The sequence below is a fragment of the Paenibacillus sp. RS8 genome, assembly GCF_041956825.1.
Classification (GTDB): Bacteria; Bacillota; Bacilli; order Paenibacillales; family Paenibacillaceae; genus Paenibacillus_AQ.
On sequence record NZ_CP168131.1, the window covers coordinates 3,510,220 to 3,529,190 of the forward strand.

Genomic DNA, 18,971 nt, shown 5'->3' on the forward strand with positions numbered 1-18,971 from the left:
ATGAGTATAAAGTCGGTAAGGAACCCAAACCTGTAAATATGTCTTACATATAATAGTATGGATCCATAGAAAGTTCATACTCCTTATTCGACTTGCAGAGCTGTGCAAGTATTATTATGATCACAATTGGAAATATTTGGACTTATAAGCATCCCTCAAGTTAGGTAGGGAGCCATAGGATGGTGTTAACTCATGAGTAAAAATGTTATAAATACAGAATTAATGTTAGAAGTCTATGAAGGCAGAGACCTGGGTTTAACGTACTCGGTGGAGTACAGTCTATTTAAAGTCTGGGCACCTACTGCTTTTGCTGTGTCTCTTGTGTTATACGAAACGGATGGAAATCAACTTAACATTGAATTTGATCTGAGCTCTACAGATAGTGGGCGGATTATATATATGCAGCGCCAGAACGGCGGAGTCTGGCAGACTAAGTTATCAGGTGATCTAAAAGGGAAATATTATATGTACCGTGCTGTATATGCTGATGGGAATGTGACGGAAGCAGTAGATCCTTATGCAACAGCCGTATCGGCAAATGGTTTAAGAACAGCAATCGTTGATTTACGGGAGACCAATCCTGAGCATTGGGAGCAGGACGTTGCTCCTCCGCTGCAACATCCTGCTGATGCGGTTATTTACGAGCTGCATGTGCGTGACTTCTCCTCACATGAGAGCTCTGGGATGTACTATAAGGGTAAATTCAAATCATTTACCGAATTTGGATTAAAGGATTTGGAAGGAAATGCAATAGGTATTGATCATCTGGTTGAATTGGGTATCACCCATGTACATCTGATGCCTGTGTTCGATTTCCAGACAGTGGATGAGTTAAGTGTAGTGAAGCGCGGTACGTCCATTGAACAGACTGACTACAATTGGGGTTATGATCCTCAGCATTATAACGTACCGGAAGGATCATATAGCACAGATCCTACCGATCCAGAGCTACGAATTCGCGAATTCAAAGAAATGGTTCAGGCTTTGCATAGCCGTGGAATTTCGGTGATTATGGATGTAGTTTACAATCATACGTACGCTGTGGAGAAGGGGCCCTTCGAGCCGCTTGTGCCAGATTATTTCTATCGCCGTGATTACTTGGGACGTTTATCTAATGGCTCGGGAGTTGGTAACGAGCTAGCGACAGAGCGCCCGATGGTACGCAAATATATTAAGGATTCGTTGTTTTACTGGGCTTCTGAGTATCATATTGATGGCTTCAGATTTGATCTTATGGGTCTGATGGATAGTGTGACCATGCGTGAAATAACGGAAGAGCTTCGACTTGAGGTGAATCCTAATTTGCTGTTATATGGAGAACCTTGGACAGGAGGAGATTCTCCGCTGGCAACAAAGACGCTCAAAGGTGTGCAGCGGGGGAAAGGATATGCCGTCTTCAACGATAACTTTCGTTCGGCAATCAAAGGAGATAGCGATGGATGGGGACGGGGCTTTATTACAGGAGAATACGGTAAAGAAGGGGCTATTGCATCAGGAATTAAAGGAGCTATCCACGAATTTACGGACTCCCCTGTGGAATCTGTGAACTATGTAACCGCCCATGACAATTTGAATTTGTGGGATAAAGTGCTTACCGTTCAAGGGGGATTTCAGGATGCCGTTTCACGGGCTAATCCTTACTCTAATGTAGATCTTGATAATATTCTTAGCAATGAAACCGTACGCCGTTCCCTGCTTGCTAACGGAATCATCCTGACATCACAAGGTATTCCATTTCTGCACGCTGGTGATGAGCTGTTGCGTAGTAAATTTGGAGATCATAATAGTTACCGCAGTGGTGATACGATTAACGCGATTCGCTGGAATATGAAAAGTGTGTTTAAGCCTGTATTTCAATATTATAAAGGCTTGATCGAACTGCGGCGTACACATCCGGCATTTCGTCTACATGGGCGGCAGGAAATTGAGCGTTCACTGGAATTTATGCGCTGTGATAATGGTATAGTGTCGTACCTGCTCAGTAATCATGCAGGAGGTGACCTCTGGAACAATATAGCAGTCATTTTTAATGCCAATAACGATCGAATAAGGCTGTCTCTTCCTGAAGCTACTAACGGCTGGAATGTGGTAGTGGATCATACCCAAGCGGGGACAGAAGCATTCCGAAAGGTTGCAGGTAGCGAGGTAGAAATTGAGGGCTTGTCGATGATGGTGCTCTATGATGAATGTGGTGAGCCTGCACCGCGGTCCAAAATCATCGAAGTACACTATGAACGACCAGATGGAGATTATAAGGGCTGGAATCTTTGGGTTTGGGATACAGGAATTCAGGATGGACAATGCGATTTTCGGTATATGGAGGACGGACGTGCAGTTGCACGAATTGAGGTATTGCCTGATACCAATTCTATCGGGTATATATTACGGCTTAATGACTGGGAAGAAAAAGATGGAGATGGCGACCGATTCATTGATTGTTCTGAGAATGGAGACCTTATCAAGGTCATGGTTATAGATCGTGAACAAGAGAATGATGGGATTTCAGATGATCATCTGCAGTTAACCAGTTAAAAGAAGAAAAGAGCTGCTCCGGGGTTAGTGTTACTCCGAAGCAGCTTTTTTTGTTGTTCTTATGGTTTTCCGATGGTCTGGTTAGATAAACCTACATCCAAAAGCTCGTAGTAGAGATTAGCTTCATTTCCTCCACGTTCTTTGGAAAGGTACATCGCTAGATCGGCGGCGCGCAGAAGTTCATTTATACTGCTTCCGTGTTCAGGAAATAGAGCTACACCAATACTAGCAGAGGTATGGAAGCTTGATCCATTATCAATAGACCAAGATTTGTTGAACAGCTTAAGCAAACGTTGTAGCATTTCATCTAACATTTCTGGAGAGGTAAATCGGTGCAGTACCACCGCAAATTCATCACCGCCAATCCGAAATGCCTGACCCACACCTTTGACGGTCTGCAGAAGCTCTCGAGAGAGCAGTTGGAGAAATTCGTCTCCAGCCAGATGTCCTAAGGTATCGTTTAGCTGCTTGAATCTGTCACAATCCAACAGTGCGAGTGCAATATTCTTTCTCCGTTCTTCCGGTTGGTTGATGAGATTCTCCATGTACATTTTAAAATGAGCCCGGTTGGGAATCGCGGTTAAATGATCATAGAAGGCTAGCTTATGTAATCGTTCTTCATATTGCTTCCGTTGTGTAATTTCACGGGAGACTAACATAAATTGTGCTGGGAAAGTATTACTTCCTCGAACAGGTGACACCTTCGTTTCCAACCATACCCATTGCCCTTCAGATCCACGCATTCGTAGCTCTGAGATACGGGGGGTTCCTTGAACGACACTCTTTAGTTTAGCCCAGGCGATCTCCGGTTCACGAATGTAGTTGGATAGTGGGTCACCCTTTTTAGGGACATAGCCGAGAATACTTGAGTGAGAAGGGGAGCTATACAGAATTAACCCGTTAGGATCGGTCAATATAATGAAATCAGACATGGTTTCGCCGATTAGCTGATAGAGTGTTTGTTCCTCCAGCATTTCATTCTTGAGCCAAATGATTTTGCGGCCCAGATATATAATAACCAGAAGCAGTATGAAAAAGACGAGTGAATATAGCGCAAAGAGCGCGCTCTTTTTATCTTGGAACCCATTTGTTACTTGCAAGGCATAGGTGTTTATCAGGTCTTCTGATTGATCTAGATGACTTCTAACTTCATTTAACTGTATGTTCAGATTAACAGCATGATATGAAGCAGGATTCCATCCGATCTGCATCCGTTCAGCTATCAATTTACTCCCTGTACTCTTCCATAGGACTAGGGATGTTTCGAAGGAATGGAGCTCGTTCTCTAATTTGGTAAGTATATTGGCCTGCTTCAAATCACTGAAGGGTTTGTTAATTGATTTGATGTCTGAACTTGCTAGACTTATCCGTTCCTCTGCTTGCTGATTATTGTCCTTAAATTCCTGAATAAACTGATCACGTTCAGCTTCAGTGAGGTTCGAGCTCATTGCGGAGTGGAGAGCGATTGCGGCCTGATACAGATCACGATCAGCGCTCAGGATGAGCTCAGAGTTCTCAAATACATCGTCATATAAAGAATCTGACATTCTGTTAATGGTCTGATTTAGATAGAGTAAAGAAGCCACACTAATCCCAACCAGCAGAATGGAGATCGCAGCGAAAATAAAGATTAGCTTGCGTGTTACTTTGATATTGAAAAATCCGGCCACGGTCATCTTCTCCCTGCATAAGATGATTAAAAAATCTTATTGCTTCTAACGTATAACCTGCTTAACTACCATCTGTGGCAGGTGTGTTTTTATTATTAGGCAAAGATGTTGAGAGTGATTAATTGAAAAAGAGGTGTTCTAACTTAGTGGGAAATGAGGCATAGGAAAGATAAATTGTGTGTGGATCGCAGTTTGTCGTACAACAAGTATATAGGACGTCCTACTTATAGAGCAATCGCTTCCTCAAATAAATATCAATAATAAAAATTTAAATGATTAGGGTATGGGCCTATTGCCTTATCTATATTCAAATCCATAAATCCTATTACCCAACTGCTCCGTAAATGATACCCGGCTTTGCTTCGATGCCAACTCAGGTCCTTTGCAGATGCCCAAAAAATATACGTTCTGTTAGTTAAAAAAGCTGCCCCAATCATATTATGACTGGGGCAGCTGACTTTGAAGTAACTATTCGTTACGTAGTGCATGAATGGGACGAAGTCGAGCGGCTTTGTTCGCAGGCATCATTCCGAAAATCACGCCGATAAGCAAGGAGAAAACAAAGGATATCATCACCATATCCCATGCAATGGATACAGTAAGTGAAGTGTATTTTCCTAGTAACCAACTGCCTCCTTGCCCCACAGAAACGAGGATGACAACGGATGATACATCAATAATAATACCCAGCATCGTTAAAAAAGCTCTTACTTTACTGCTGTAAATACTTTTTAGAGCCAATTTCACCTCGCATTCCTCCGATCTTATACGAGGTTACCATTCTGAATTCGAATGATCCCCTTCGCTTGCTGTGCAATTTCTCTGCGTTCTCGATGTGAGAGACCACGGTAAATTAGCGGAAGCTCCACATTCTTGACAGCAGGGCAATAGATAATACTAAGGGTTAATCGAAAAGAGAACATAGGATCTGCAGAAGTCTTGAGACACGACTAAACAACCGATTATTTGGCGGTTGTTTTTTTGCTTGTGCCAGTGAAGAGAATCGGTTCTGAAAAACGAAAAAAACCTCACTTTTCAAAAAAGATATTACATCGTGATTCTCACATAGCCAAGTTATAATGAACTCGAATTTGACTAAAGTAAAGCAATAATAATCAGAGGGGAGTGCAAGCGGATAAAATGAGCTAAGATGGTTTGTTACAGAATATTAGAAAGCGCTTCATTTCTTGTATATATCTAATCAAAGGAGAATCGGCATAATGGGAAGAAAACTAATATCGTTATTAACAACTATTGCACTACTGCTGAATTTGGTACCGGCCGGATTCATTTATGCAGAGGAAGTCCCCAAAGAAACGGGAGCTGCCAGTAACCCTATTATTTGGGCCGATGTGCCGGATCCAGATGTCATTCGTGTGGGTGATGCCTATTACATGACCAGCACGACCATGCACATGAACCCTGGTGTTCCGATTATGAAATCTTATGATCTTGTGCATTGGAATATTGTTAATTATGTATATGATATTCTGGATGAGGGTGACAATCAAAGATTGAGTAACACAAATAACGAGTATGGAAAAGGCTCTTGGGCTAGCAGTATCAGGTATCATAACGGCAAATATTACGTTGTCTTTTCTTCGAACTCTACTGGAAGGACGTATATTTACCAAACAACCGATATTGAAAAAGGGCCCTGGACACACTCTTCCATCCCTTTCTATCATGATATGTCCCTTCTTTTCGATGACGACGGGCGAGTTTATCTTGTCTATGGAGGTGGCGATATCCGCATTGTCGAGCTCACTTCGGATGCCACTGCTGTGAAGGAGGGCGGAATGAACAAAGTCATCATAAAGGATTCGAGTCTTGTGGCAGGACCGAATGTCGGTCTTCTTGCTGAAGGTTCCCATATCCAGAAAATCAACGGGAAATATTATATCTCTCTGATTACCTGGCCGAATGGAGGGATGCGGACACAGCTGGTTTTTCGCTCCGACCAAATTGACGGCCCGTATGAAGGAAAAGTCGTACTGAAGGATGCTGGAATTGCTCAAGGCGGACTGATTGATACAGTTTCCGGAGATTGGTATGCCTTTCTGTTTGGAGACCGCGGTTCAGTCGGACGTATTCCTTATTTGGTTCCTGTGACATGGAAGGACGGGTGGCCGGTATTTGGTGTCAACGGCAAAGTTCCGGCCGAACTCTCAATTCCGGCGCTTGAAACAGAATCAAATATCGTATCCTCAGATGAGTTCTATCAACGTCCGGACCGGATAGGTTCCTCGTACAACCTGCCAGACAGCACTTCAAGTTTATCTTCAGCCGTATCAGCAGTGAATATTTCTGCTGCAGCTGCAGGATCGGGGAAGGAGCTTCTGGTTAACGGCGGAATCGAAAACAGTACCGAAGCTTGGACCGCTGTTGGTTCGGCCTCCGTGTCAGTTACAACAGATGTCTATAGCAGCGGATCATCCGCTCTGAAGACGACAGGACGTAAAGCAACCGGGGATGGACCCAAGCAGGTCATTACCGGTAAGGTCAATACCGGCGTTACTTATTCCTTCTCGGCCAGGGTCAGGTATGATACTGGACCCGATCAGAAGCAGTTTAACTTCAATATTCAGAACGGCCCGAGCTGGCAGGGGATAAAGGTGCTTGGTTCGGCTACTGTCAAAAAGGGGGAATGGGGAACAGTCACAGGCACCTATACACTCCCTGCGGACGCAGATTTATCCCATACTTTTATTTTCATTGAGACACCATGGTCCGGGACCCCTGATCCTGTTGCAGATCTGATGGACTTTTATGTTGATGATATTTCCTTTGCAGACACCTCAGTCTCAGAGCTTATCCTTAACAGTGATTTTGAAAGCGGTATCGAACCTTGGGCCGCTGTTGGTTCGGCCTCCGTGTCAGTTACCACAGATGTCTATAGCAGCGGATCATCCGCTCTGAAGGCGACAGGACGTAAAGCAACCGGGGACGGACCCAAGCAGATCATTACCGGAAAGGTCAATACCAGCGTTACTTATTCCTTCTCGGCCAGGGTCAGGTATGATACGGGACCCGATCAGAAGCAGTTTAACTTCAATATTCAGAACGGCCCGAGCTGGCAGGGGATAAAGGTGCTTGGTTCGGCTACTGTCAAAAAGGGGGAATGGGGAACGGTCAAAGGCACCTATACACTCCCTGCGGACGCAGATTTATCCCATACTTTTATTTTTATAGAGACACCATGGTCCGGAACCCCTGATCCTGTTGCAGATCTGATGGACTTTTATGTTGATGATATTTCCTTTTCGGCTTCAGCCGCTCCAATTCCTGATATTCAGAAACCGGGAGAGAGTGAATATAACGGCTCCAATCTGGCGCTGGCGTGGCAGTGGAACCATAACCCGGATAACAATAACTGGTCACTGACTCAACGTCCGGGCTACTTACGGCTTACAACCGGAAGAAAAAGCACCGGAATTCTGGATGCACGGAATACACTGACACAAAGAACTTTTGGACCGGAAAGTTCAGGCTATATTGCGATTGATACGGATCATATGAAGGACGGGGATGTAGCAGGTCTTGCAGCGTTCCAGAAAAACTATGGTTACGTCGCTGTAAAAAATTCGGGCACTTCTAAATCTATCGTAATGGTCAACGGCAGCGGCGAACAGCCAAAAGAAATGGCAAGTGTTCCACTGACTCAAAATAAAGTTTATCTGAAGATTGATATGGATTTCAAGGAAAGGGCAGACAGGGCATACTTCTATTACAGTCTTGACGGAGTAAGTTGGACAGCAATCGGAGAACGCCTGCAAATGTCTTATACCCTGCCTCATTTTATGGGTTACCGTTATGCTTTATTTAATTACGCTACCAAAATGACAGGAGGTTACACCGATTTTGATTATTTCAGAGTACACGATAAAATGACTGGTACTGGGCAATCCGCTCTTGCTCTTAGAGCAAAACTAGGAGATGCCCCAGAGGTTATAGGTGCTCCGAACATAGAATTTGAAATTCCGGTAAAGCTGGAAGCATTGCCGGATGGAGCGTACAGCAGTATTTCAGCTTCCTTCTATATTCCTGATTCCTTGTCGGTAACTGGCGTGTCATTTGCCACAGACAATATTAGTGGTACGCCATCCTATGCGTATTCCGGTCAAAGGCTGGAGCTGAAGGTATCAGGCAGCAAAGTGGGGTTCAGAAATGTTTCCTCTGATTTGTTTGCCACCATTAAACTTAAAGTTAAAGAGTTTATTCCGGAGGACCGGACGGATACCATCCGAACGGATTACATCAAAACCGGAGGCAATAATGTGGTTTACAACGTGAGCGAAGCAACAGCTGACATTAAAATAAAAGCCCTTAGCACTAATGCGCTTGCCAAGGTGCCCGGGTATGCGAATCCGCTGGTTAGTCATAAGTTCGGAGCTGATCCATATGCTCTCGTTTATAACGGTAGAGTGTATATATATATGACAAGCGATGCTTTTGAATATGACGCTAACGGAAACGTTAAAGATAATAGCTACTCCAAAATCAACACCATCAGTGTTATATCATCGAACGATATGGTCAACTGGACAGATCACGGCGAGATTCCGGTAGCGGGCCAGAATGGCGCCGCCAAATGGGCCAACAACTCTTGGGCTCCAGCTGTTGCCCATAAGGTGATCTCCGGAAAGGATAAATTTTTCCTGTACTTTGCCAATAACGCTTCCAGTATTGGTGTTCTTACTGCTGATAGTCCGATCGGGCCTTGGACCGATCCGCTGGGCAAATCTTTTATTAACAGCAGTGTCCCTGGAACGAACGGAGTGGTGTGGATGTTTGACCCGGCGGTGCTGGTGGATGATGATGGAACGGGTTATCTGTACTTTGGCGGGGGGATTCCCGGTGGTAGTAATCCAACAGAAGAGCAGGTTGCCCATCCAAAGAGTGGCAGAGTCATCCAATTGGGTGCGGACATGATCAGCACTGTGGGTTCTGCGACACTTATAGATGCCCCGTACCTTTTCGAGGATTCCGGCATTCACAAATATAACGGCAGGTACTATTACTCTTATTGCTCCAATTTCGCGGGCACTCATCCGGAAGGCTCACCGCCGAAGGGGGAGATAGCATACATGGTCAGTGATCATCCGATGGGGCCATTTACTTACGTGGGATCGATACTGCAAAATCCAAGCGTATTTTTCAGTGTAGGCGGAAACAACCATCATGCCATATTCGAATTTAAGGATCAGTGGTATGTAACCTATCATGCACAAACTCTTGGAAAAGCTATGAATAATACAAAAGGATATCGCTCCACACACCTTAATAAAGTGGATTTTTATGACAACGGGTTTATCAAACCAATTAAAGGAGATATGGAAGGCGTAGAACAGACAGCTAATCTTAACCCTTATCAGCGAAACGAGGCAGAAACGATCGCATGGCAAGCGGGAATTGTGACGGAGAAATCCTTACAGCCTGGAAGTATGGTGGATAGCATCAATTTGAATATAACGGATGCGGATAATGGAGATTGGTTTGCCGTTGCAAGTGCAGATTTCGGTATGAATGGGGCGAGCGTATTTGAAGCCAGCGTTGCATCGGCTACCGGAGGCACCATTGAAATTCGGCAGGACAGTCCAATCGGTACAGTAATCGGAACGCTGGAAGTGACGCCAACCGGAGGCGAGAATCAATGGAAAGTACTGAAGACTACCGTCGCGCCAATTACCGGAGTTCACAACATCTTCTTCACATTTACGGCAGAAGGCCAGGATTCTCTTAGCATGGATTACTGGCAGTTTACGCAGAACGTTATCGAACCGGAAGTCATTCCGCTGGAATCAGTCTCGATAACCGGCGGAGCTGCAACTGTCGAGTTGAACAGTTCGTTAACGTTTGGTTCTAAGTTAAGCCCGTTGAATGCGTCGGAGCCGGAATACCACTGGGAAGCATTTGGAAGTATTAAAATTACGGGTGACAGCGATAAAGACACGGTGAAAATACAGGGCACTGCGGCCGGGGAGGGCACCCTGATCTTAACGGTTACCGCTGGCGGAAAAGCGATGACTACTCATAGCACGGTTACAGTAAAGACTGAAGACGCTGGAAGCACCCCGCCTCCGGTAACCGGTCCAACGGCTGCTCCATCACCAGTTCCATCACCAGTTCCATCTGCAGTTCCATCTGGATCTCCAACGGTTGTTTCTTCATTGACCCCATCAGCGGCACCGACAACATTACCTGGCGGTAAAGATGCTGAAATCAGGGTTGGTGGTAGTAGAGTAGATTTGGGTACGGCAGAAACGACGACTCAGCAAGGCCGTATAGTAACGACTATTATACTTGACCAGCAGAAGCTGAAAGCCTGGCTCACCTCAGCTGGTGAAGCTGAGGTAATCTCGATTACGGTTATGTCAAATCCGGACAGTGCAGTTGCTCAACTGAACACAGATATGCTGAAGGAGCTTCAGGATAAAAAGATCGTAATCGAATTGCGGACCAGCCAGGGAGATTATAAGGTTCCTGTCTCCAAAATCAAAATGAACACGTTGGGATCACAAGGAACTTTGGTTGATATGCAAAATATGAAGTTACAAATTGAAATCAGCGTACCGGAAACGATGATGACAAGGGCAGCTGAGAAATCGGCAGTAGCAAAAGGCTTTACACTGAGCTCAGCTTTACTCGATTTTAAGGTTTCCATTGTAAGCGGATCTATCGTTAAGGAAGTCCCTTCATTTAATGGATATGTGGAGCGTGTGATCAACCTTGCTGAGGGAATAACCGCTAACCAAATTACTACCGGTATCGTTATTGAAGCGAATGGTGAGGTTCGTCAGGTACCAACCCAAGTAGTTACAGAGAATGGAAGAGTATACGCGAAAATCCGCAGCCTAACCAATAGCACCTATGCAGTGGTCTCAAATTCGGTGAAATTTGCAGATGTGAATACGCACTGGGCGAAGGAGAGCGTAGATGACCTCGGTTCCCGAATGATTCTGGTCGGAACCGGAAGCGGTTTGTTTAATCCGGATGCAGAAATCACCCGGGCTGAATTCTCCACACTGCTGGTACGGGTACTTGGACTTCGACCGGATGGAGGAGAGCTGATGTTCAAAGACATTATGGCGTCGGATTGGTACGCCGATAATGTGAAGACCGCGCAAGCATTCGGTCTTATCACAGGGTATGCGGACGGCTCCTTCCGTCCTGACGAGAAGATTACGCGGGAACAAGCCATGGTCATTGCAGCCAGAGCGATGGAACTCACCGGACTGAAGAATAACCTGACAGGACGGACAGCGGAAGAGATGCTGGAAGGGTACGAAGATGCAGTTAGCGTCTCCGACTGGGCACAATCCGGAGTTGCAGATAGCCTGAGGGCGGGTATAGTCTCCGGAAGAAGTACTTCCGCCCTGGTGCCCAAAGGAAATATTACCCGCGCAGAAGCGGCCAAATTGACCCAAGAGCTGATGAAAAAGTCAGGATTATATTAGAATAAAGCAACATTTGCACAACAAATGGCATTCCCCGGAAGGGAATGCCATTTGGTTTGGTGTGAACCGGTTAGTTGCGTATTTCTGTAATTTCCGTATTAATAAACTCTGGCAATGTCTCATCCTGAGCCAGTTTACGTAAGTTATTGATGATCGCTTGGCCCCAATTTTGCTCATTTTGCGAGATGATGCGGGTAATTTGGCCATTCTCAATGGATTGGTTGACATAGGGGGTAAGACCCAGCGCGACATTATAGCGATTTAGTCCTTTAGCCTTCCAGACCAGCACAGAGCTGGAACTCGACACGAAATCCAAATTGATCAGCGCACTGAAATGCGGGTGATCCGTTATCATTTGTTCCAACTGCAGAATGGCGTTTGGTTCGCTGCCGTCGTTATGACGAACTTCTAGCATGTCTATCTCTGTATGCTGCGCCACATAATCCTGAAGTCCCTGTAGCCGTTGGGTCAACCCAAGCATATGAGGCATCCCGGATTGGACCAGAATCATACCCTTGCCGCCAAGCAGTGTGTCTACGGTCTGACCGATCACAATACCGGTCTTATAGTTATCAGCTCCGATAAACGCATTCCGCTGACTGGACGGGGAGTCGGACTCAAAGCATATAACCGGGATCCCGCTGGATACAGCTTTGTTGATGACATCTATCAGTGCCTCAGAGTCAACAGGATCGATGGCTATGCCGTCAACCTCCTGCTTGATCATCATCTCCATGATCCGAATCTGCTGCTCCAGGTTTGCCTCATCCGGAGCTTGAACTATAACTTTGATGTCATGGTCGGCGGCTGCAGCTTCGGCATTCTCCGTTACCATTTCGTACGTATCGTTTACCATAGGATAGATTATGCCGAAGGTTAGCCGGGGTCCGCCGCTTGCAGCGGTTGTAGGTACCTCGTCAATCGGTTCTCGGACATTCACCCCGCTCTTGGTCCCTATACACCCACTGAAAATAAAGGTGAACCCCAATAGCAGCGCCAGTGTCTTAAACGTTTGGTAGCGGACTGTCACATCCGTTTCCCTCCTTTGGCGCTGGTTTCTTCCAGTTTACTCGGATGTCCTTGTTTGCGGTACTCCATTGGTGTCATTCCGGTAACTTTCTTGAACAGGTTAGAGAAGTAATGCTGATCGTTGTAGCCTACCTGAAAAGCGATCTCAAAGGTTTTGTACCGGGTTGTTTTAAGCATTTCTTTCGCCTTGCCAATCCTAGTGGCAGTTAAGTACTCTGTCATTGTCTGCCCGGTTTCCTGGCTGAAAACTTTGCTGAGATGGCTGGAGCTGACTCCGATCTGTTTTGAAGTTTCATGAAGGGAGAGCTGGTCATTGTGATAATTTTCCCGGATGTAAAGTTTGACTTTCTCGATCAACTCTCCATATTTTCCAGAACCTTCAGACCGCCATTTCCAGAGCCGGTCGAATACTTCAAGGAAATAATCCTGACATTCTTCACCCCTGGAAATATTCTGGATTTTCTTCTGCAGCTCTTGCATCGTTTCTGTAGGATTACTGTCAGAACGGAAGGTTAGCTTTGCTGTCTGGACTAACTCTAAAGTGATGTCATTGATCAGGTAGTAGGCATACATGGAATTCCAGTTTATCTGATTAAGTCCGGAAGCAAACTGACGGATAAAGCCAGGGGCCTCCTGAGGAGTGCCCAGCTTTAAAAAATCAATTAGACGATTGCGGTCTAGCAGCACACTGTCAGGAGAATGATCGATCGAAGCCTCTATCATTGCCTCTTTGTTCTGTCTAGACAGCTTCTTGAACATTCTGTCGTCCTCAGCCTCCTGGAAGGAAAGATGTATCCCCTGAAGACGTTCATGGATATCTCCACAGCTTATAGACAGTTGCAAGTCTGCATGGAATTTTTTATGCTTCAATACTTGAATCAGAGTATCCATTCTGCCGGAAATTTGATCCGGCTGGCCGCCCTTCAGAATAACCACTGTTTCGTTACGGCTCCGCCTGAAAAAGCAGAGTTCAGGATACTCGATCAGTGTGTTTACAAGCAACTGCTCAGCAGCCTGAACCTGAGACTGGTCCATATCCGATTCATTAAGGGAAGATGGAATAAAGGACAGGATAACGGCTGCGTAATAAGGAGCCATAAGCATCAGGTCCAGTTGAGCTGCCGCCTCGATGGCGGCTCCAGTGCCGATTAGGCCTCCGCATAGATCAGCATACAGCTTGTCAGGGGTGTACGTATTTTTTTGTTTTAACCGATGCTCTTCGTCAATTCTGGCGCTGACAGCATGCAGCATATGAATAAGTTCCGCAGCGCTGACCGGTTTCAGGCAATAATCCTCAACGCCAAGCCGGAGCGCAGTCTGGGCATACTGAAAATCATCATGGCCGCTTAAAATGATAATTTTGATGTCGGGAAATCTTTGCCTGACCACGGATGTCAATTCAAGTCCGTTCATAAAAGGCATTTTAATATCAGTAATCAGAATGTCGGGTACTTGTTCTTCAATAAGCGGCAGTGCCAGCTCACCGTCGGGAGCGTCACCGGAATAGAAGAATCCTTCCTTCTTCCAATCTATAGAATCCCGGATACTCTCACGGATTAGAATTTCATCATCGACGAGCATGACCTTCTTCATGTCAAGTTCCCCCTGTTCTTAGGTATCCGCACAGAGATTGTCGTACCTGTACCTGCGATACTTTCCAGCAGGACTCCATATTCACTACCGAAATAAAGCCGTAAGCGCTGATGCACATTCTGCAGTCCAAAACCACCTTCGGTAGGCTCCTCCTCCTCAGACTGGAGAGGGTGCTCCAGCTGTTGCTTCAGCAATGCTAGACGCTCTGTGGATATGCCTATACCGTTGTCCTTAACGGTAAGAATCACCGCCGAATCTTCCATATAACCGCCAATGATAATCAAGCCTTTACCTCTTTTATTTTTAATACCGTGGTACAAAGCGTTTTCTATCAGTGGCTGGAGAGTCATATTTAGAATCGGATACTCCAGAATTTCAGGATCGACTTCAACTCGATATTCAAGGATATCCCGGTAACGCATCTGCTGAATTACCAGATAGCTCTGGGCATGAGCCAGCTCAGTGTGGATCATCACCCAGTCCCGTCCTTTGTTTAAACTAATCCGAAATAAGTCGGATAGCGCTTTCACGAGTTGGATAACGGCGTCGCTTTTGCCCGCTTCCGCCATCCAGATGATGGAATCAAGGGTGTTGTATAAGAAGTGGGGATTGATTTGGGCTTGCAGCGTACGCAGTTCCGCTTTCTGCAGTTGCTGCTGTTTACGTATACTTTGCTCCAAAAGCTCTTTTATTTTCTCCACCATGATGTTAAAGCTTTGTCCCAGATCGGCGATTTCATCCGTTCCGACCGGCTTGACTTTGGCCTCGAGATAACCGCTTGCGGTAAGCCTCATTTTGTGCTGAAGGAGCTGAATAGGGCGGGTAAGCCTTTTGGTCAACAGATAATGCAGAGTGATAGCAAATACAATGCTGAGTACCACGCTCACTATGATCAGCTGCCTGATGCTATTAGCTTCGGCAACAATTTCCTGCAAGGGAGCGATACCGATAATTGTCCAACCCGTGTAAAGAGAAGCGGTATGTACGATGAACCGGGGCATCTTGTCAGTCCTAAGCACAAATCCGTCAGGCTGATCGGAAAAAGGAAGTTTTGTCTTTCGAATGATATTCCAGTCAGCGTTGTCTATAGGAGGAACGTAGATTGGATTGCTATGCTGATCAAGAATATAAAAAAAACCTGTCTTACCTATCTTGACCTGGTCGCAGAACGTTTTGATAAACGAATCATCCAGATCCACGGTAATAAATCCGATGACCTCATGTGTAATTTGCTGTCTGACCGCTGCCATAATCGAAATGACTCCCTGATCTTCATAGGTAAAACCGTCAATTCGTTCATTGCTCGTAATCAGTGCCGGCGGAATTCTCAGCACAGAATCAGGATTCTGCGCGAGTGTCTGAAAATGCTGATCCCGCAGCGGATTCATATTGGACTGGAAAATCCCTCTGCGCTCGCTGATCCCTTTCCCATAACGGTTAATCAAGCTGATGTTGAGAACATTCTCATATTTGTAGGTGTCGCGGTATAGAGCAAAGGTCTGAAGAATGTCTTTGGCTTCCTCGTAAGTCTCCGATTGTGAGAAGAGGAAGTGAATAACCTTGGGGTTATTACTTAACTCTAGAAGCCTCTCGGTATCTTTAAACATATTATCGATATTTGTTCCAAGCATATCAGCCTGGAGCATGCTGGAGGCCTTACTGTGACTGGAAACTGAATTGTAGGATTTCTGATAAGAGATCACTCCCACAGTCATTAGCGGTATGGTGGTGAGTACAATAAACAAGGCCAGCAACTTTGCCCTCAGGCTGGACGAGATCCAGCGCTTGATCCTCATCAGTAGGTTCCTCTCATACGGAGTATGGTTCATGCAACTTATAGTTTATACCAACTATGACCTATTCGGAAGCAAAAAAGAAAGCGCAACCAATATTCACACTTTTTAATTAAAAAATTACACCAAAAGAGACCTGTTCTTAATAAAAACCAAAAAATATAAACAAATGCTAAAGACTGTCCGTATCAGGTTGATTTGTAAGCGATTTATAATCAGGCCAACACCAGGTAATGGTGATTGATAAGGGGGAGGACAACAGTTTATGAAGAGACTCGGAAAAATGGGTGCTGTGTTAGCGTTAAGCTTGTCCATGATGATCGTTGGAGCTTGCGGTAGTAACAGCGGCAGCGGAGATGCTGGAAATAACGGGAATACTGCCGGAGAGAATGCAGGGAGTTCCGGAGCGAAACCGTCTAAGAGTATCACGCTCGGCTTCTCACAAGTAGGAGCAGAAAGCGGCTGGCGCAGTGCGAACACCAAATCGATACAGGATTCGGCCAAAGATGCCGGTTATACGCTGAAGTTTTCGGATGCACAGCAAAAACAGGAGAACCAGATCAAGGCACTTCGCTCATTTATTCAGCAAAAGGTGGATGTTATCGCCTTCTCGCCGGTCGTGGAATCCGGATGGGACACTGTACTTAAAGAAGCCAAGGATGCAGGAATTCCGGTGGTTCTGACTGACCGTGCCGTCGACTCGAAGGACACTTCGCTATATGTGACATTCCTAGGTTCTGACTTTGTAGAAGAAGGACGGAAGGCTGGTCAATGGTTATCTGACCAATATAAGGATGCCGCAGAAGACATAAATATCGTTGAACTGCAGGGAACCACAGGCTCTGCTCCGGCTAATGACCGTATGCAGGGATTCAAGGAAGTGATCTCCAGCAATCCTAAGCTTAAGATTGTTGCTTCCCAGACAGGAGACTTTACACGGGCCAAGGGGAAAGAAGTTATGCAGGCGTTTCTGAAAGCCCATAAGGATATTGATGTTCTTTATGCGCATAACGATGATATGGCGCTGGGTGCAATCCAAGCGATTGAAGCTGCCGGACTGAAACCCGGAGAAGATATTAAAATCATTTCGGTCGATGCAGTTAAAGACGGAATGCAGGCTGCCAGCGATGGAAAAATCAACTTTATCGTCGAGTGTAACCCCTTGCTTGGACCTCAATTAATGAAAGTGGTTAAGGATGTTGTCGATGGAAAAACGGTTGAAGCCCGTATTGTGACCGAAGAAACGACATTTACTTCCGAGCAGGCCAAGGAAGCTCTGCCAAGCCGTCAATATTAATCCTGACCTATTTAACACCGCCGCTCCGTAGCTGGTGACCAGGTTCACGGAGTGGCTTCATTAAACCAAGGAGTGGATGATGATATGAGCATGGCAAGGCCCATACTGCAAATGACCAATATTCATAAACGGTTTCCGGGAGTCAAAGCACTTAGCGGTGTAAGTCTACGCCTTTTTCCCGGAGAAGTACATGCGCTTATGGGTGAAAACGGCGCAGGAAAATCAACGTTGATCAAAGTACTGACCGGCGTATATTCCATTGATGACGGAACTGTAGAAATGGAAGGCATTCCTATAACGGTGCACAATCCACTGGAATCACAGGCGGCCGGCATTAGCACAGTGTATCAGGAAGTCAATCTTTGCCCCAATCTGACAGTGGCAGAGAATATATTTATCGGGAGAGAGCCCCGAAAACTGGGCCGCATCATTTGGAAAGAAATGAACCGAAAGGCGGAAGTGCTGCTAAAGGACCGTTTGAATCTAGATATAGACGTGGCTCAACCTCTGCACATGTATTCCGTTGCTGTACAGCAGTTAATCGCTATTGCCAGGGCACTAAATATTTCCGCAAAGGTTCTGATTCTGGACGAACCCACCTCCAGTCTGGACAAAAATGAGGTCGAACAATTATTCCGTGTAGTGAGGAAGCTGAAAAGTGACGGGCTTGCGATTCTATTCGTTACTCATTTTTTGGATCAGATGTATGAAATCTCCGACCGGGTAACCATCCTGCGAAATGGGGAATTTGCCGGGGAGCATATGGCAAAAGATCTGACTAGGCTGGATCTTGTTCTGAAGATGATCGGCAAGGAACTGAATTTGCTGGAGGAACTTCCTGTTCTTTCAGGAACCAATAAGGATAAAGCGGGAGAGGAGCTACTCAAAGCTGAAGGACTGGGTCGGAAGGGAGCCATCGAACCGTTTGATCTGTCTATCTCTAAGGGAGAAGTTGTTGGCCTTGCCGGTCTTTTGGGTTCGGGCCGGACCGAAGCTGCACGGTTATTGTTCGGAGCCGATAAGCCCGATACCGGTAAGCTTACGTTTGCTGTTGGAGGGGGAAACATACGTTCGCCGCGTGAGGCTATTCATCGGCGGATTGCCTTCTGTTCAGAAAATAGAAAGACTGAAGGCATCATTGGAGATCTTACGATCCGGGAAAATATAATTCTTGCCCTGCAGGCCAAACTGGGCTGGTTCAAGACCATTTCCCGAAAGCGTCAGGACGAAGTTGCAGAGGAATATATCCGTATGCTTAATATCAACCCGCCCAATCCCGATCACCTGATCAAGAATTTAAGCGGTGGTAATCAACAAAAGGTGCTACTCGCCAGATGGCTGTTAACTGAGCCGGATTTATTTATTCTGGACGAACCGACCCGCGGGATAGATATTGGCGCAAAAGCGGAGATTCAGAAGCTGGTACTGTCACTTTCACGCCAAGGAATGTCCTTTGTGTTTATTTCTTCCGAACTGGAAGAAGTGATTCGCGTCAGCGACAAAATCGTTGTCCTACGGGACCGGCATAAAGTAACGGAAATTTCAGACAAGGATATGAGCCAGCATACAATCATGCAGGCAATAGCAGGGAGCTGAGATC

At 45.8% G+C, this 18,971-nt stretch carries 8 protein-coding genes and 1 pseudogene; 4 read left to right on the top strand and 5 right to left on the bottom strand.

Annotation, left to right across the window (positions count from 1 at the left end; all coding sequences use genetic code 11):
- The first annotated feature begins 192 nt into the window (after positions 1–192).
- Positions 193–2,532, top strand: coding sequence for a type I pullulanase (pulA, locus tag ACDZ28_RS17100; protein WP_375105286.1), 2,340 nt, complete (start codon positions 193–195; stop codon positions 2,530–2,532).
- Positions 2,533–2,591: 59 nt separating this feature from the next.
- Here pulA and ACDZ28_RS17105 read toward each other — a convergent pair whose 3' ends face one another.
- Together ACDZ28_RS17105 and ACDZ28_RS17110 are read right to left on the bottom strand one after the other, a co-directional pair.
- On the bottom strand, positions 2,592–4,202 hold the full coding sequence (locus ACDZ28_RS17105) for a diguanylate cyclase domain-containing protein (RefSeq protein WP_375105287.1): 1,611 nt from the start codon (positions 4,200–4,202) through the stop codon (positions 2,592–2,594).
- 468 nt (positions 4,203–4,670) lie between these two features.
- Positions 4,671–4,772: pseudogene (locus ACDZ28_RS17110) on the bottom strand (hypothetical protein); the annotation flags it as partial.
- Positions 4,773–5,422: 650 nt separating this feature from the next.
- Between ACDZ28_RS17110 and ACDZ28_RS17115 the strand changes: the two are divergent.
- Entirely contained in the window at positions 5,423–11,659 is a 6,237-nt protein-coding gene (locus ACDZ28_RS17115) for a family 43 glycosylhydrolase (protein WP_375105288.1), read from the top strand.
- Positions 11,660–11,729: 70 nt separating this feature from the next.
- On the opposite strand, the gene ACDZ28_RS17120 is transcribed toward ACDZ28_RS17115, so the two are convergent.
- From ACDZ28_RS17120 to ACDZ28_RS17130, 3 genes are read right to left on the bottom strand one after another with little or no spacing between them, the layout of a single operon-like run.
- Complete coding sequence (locus tag ACDZ28_RS17120; RefSeq protein WP_042125552.1) at positions 11,730–12,689, bottom strand: substrate-binding domain-containing protein; 960 nt, start codon at positions 12,687–12,689, stop codon at positions 11,730–11,732.
- Positions 12,686–14,281, bottom strand: coding sequence for a response regulator (locus ACDZ28_RS17125; RefSeq protein ID WP_375105289.1), 1,596 nt, complete (start codon positions 14,279–14,281; stop codon positions 12,686–12,688). The genes ACDZ28_RS17120 and ACDZ28_RS17125 overlap by 4 nt, the downstream gene beginning before the upstream one ends.
- Positions 14,278–16,077, bottom strand: coding sequence for a sensor histidine kinase (locus ACDZ28_RS17130; RefSeq protein WP_042125556.1), 1,800 nt, complete (start codon positions 16,075–16,077; stop codon positions 14,278–14,280). The genes ACDZ28_RS17125 and ACDZ28_RS17130 overlap by 4 nt, the downstream gene beginning before the upstream one ends.
- Positions 16,078–16,339: 262 nt before the next feature.
- Between ACDZ28_RS17130 and ACDZ28_RS17135 the strand changes: the two genes are divergently transcribed.
- Positions 16,340–17,371 carry an ABC transporter substrate-binding protein gene (locus ACDZ28_RS17135; RefSeq protein WP_375105290.1) on the top strand — a complete coding sequence of 344 codons (1,032 nt, stop codon included), beginning with the start codon at positions 16,340–16,342 and terminating at the stop codon, positions 17,369–17,371.
- Between the two features lie 84 nt (positions 17,372–17,455).
- Entirely contained in the window at positions 17,456–18,967 is a 1,512-nt protein-coding gene (locus ACDZ28_RS17140) for a sugar ABC transporter ATP-binding protein (RefSeq protein ID WP_375105291.1), read from the top strand.
- The last annotated feature ends 4 nt before the right edge of the window (positions 18,968–18,971 follow it).

What these genes read in the sequence shown, in the direction of transcription:
- pulA (WP_375105286.1), top strand. Translation starts at nt 193, where the DNA reads ATGAGTAAAAATGTTATAAATACAGAATTAATGTTAGAAGTCTATGAA.
- ACDZ28_RS17115 (WP_375105288.1), top strand. Translation starts at nt 5,423, where the DNA reads ATGGGAAGAAAACTAATATCGTTATTAACAACTATTGCACTACTGCTG.
- ACDZ28_RS17140 (WP_375105291.1), top strand. Translation starts at nt 17,456, where the DNA reads ATGAGCATGGCAAGGCCCATACTGCAAATGACCAATATTCATAAACGG.
- ACDZ28_RS17130 (WP_042125556.1), bottom strand. Translation starts at nt 16,077, where the DNA reads ATGAGGATCAAGCGCTGGATCTCGTCCAGCCTGAGGGCAAAGTTGCTG.
- ACDZ28_RS17125 (WP_375105289.1), bottom strand. Translation starts at nt 14,281, where the DNA reads ATGAAGAAGGTCATGCTCGTCGATGATGAAATTCTAATCCGTGAGAGT.
- ACDZ28_RS17135 (WP_375105290.1), top strand. Translation starts at nt 16,340, where the DNA reads ATGAAGAGACTCGGAAAAATGGGTGCTGTGTTAGCGTTAAGCTTGTCC.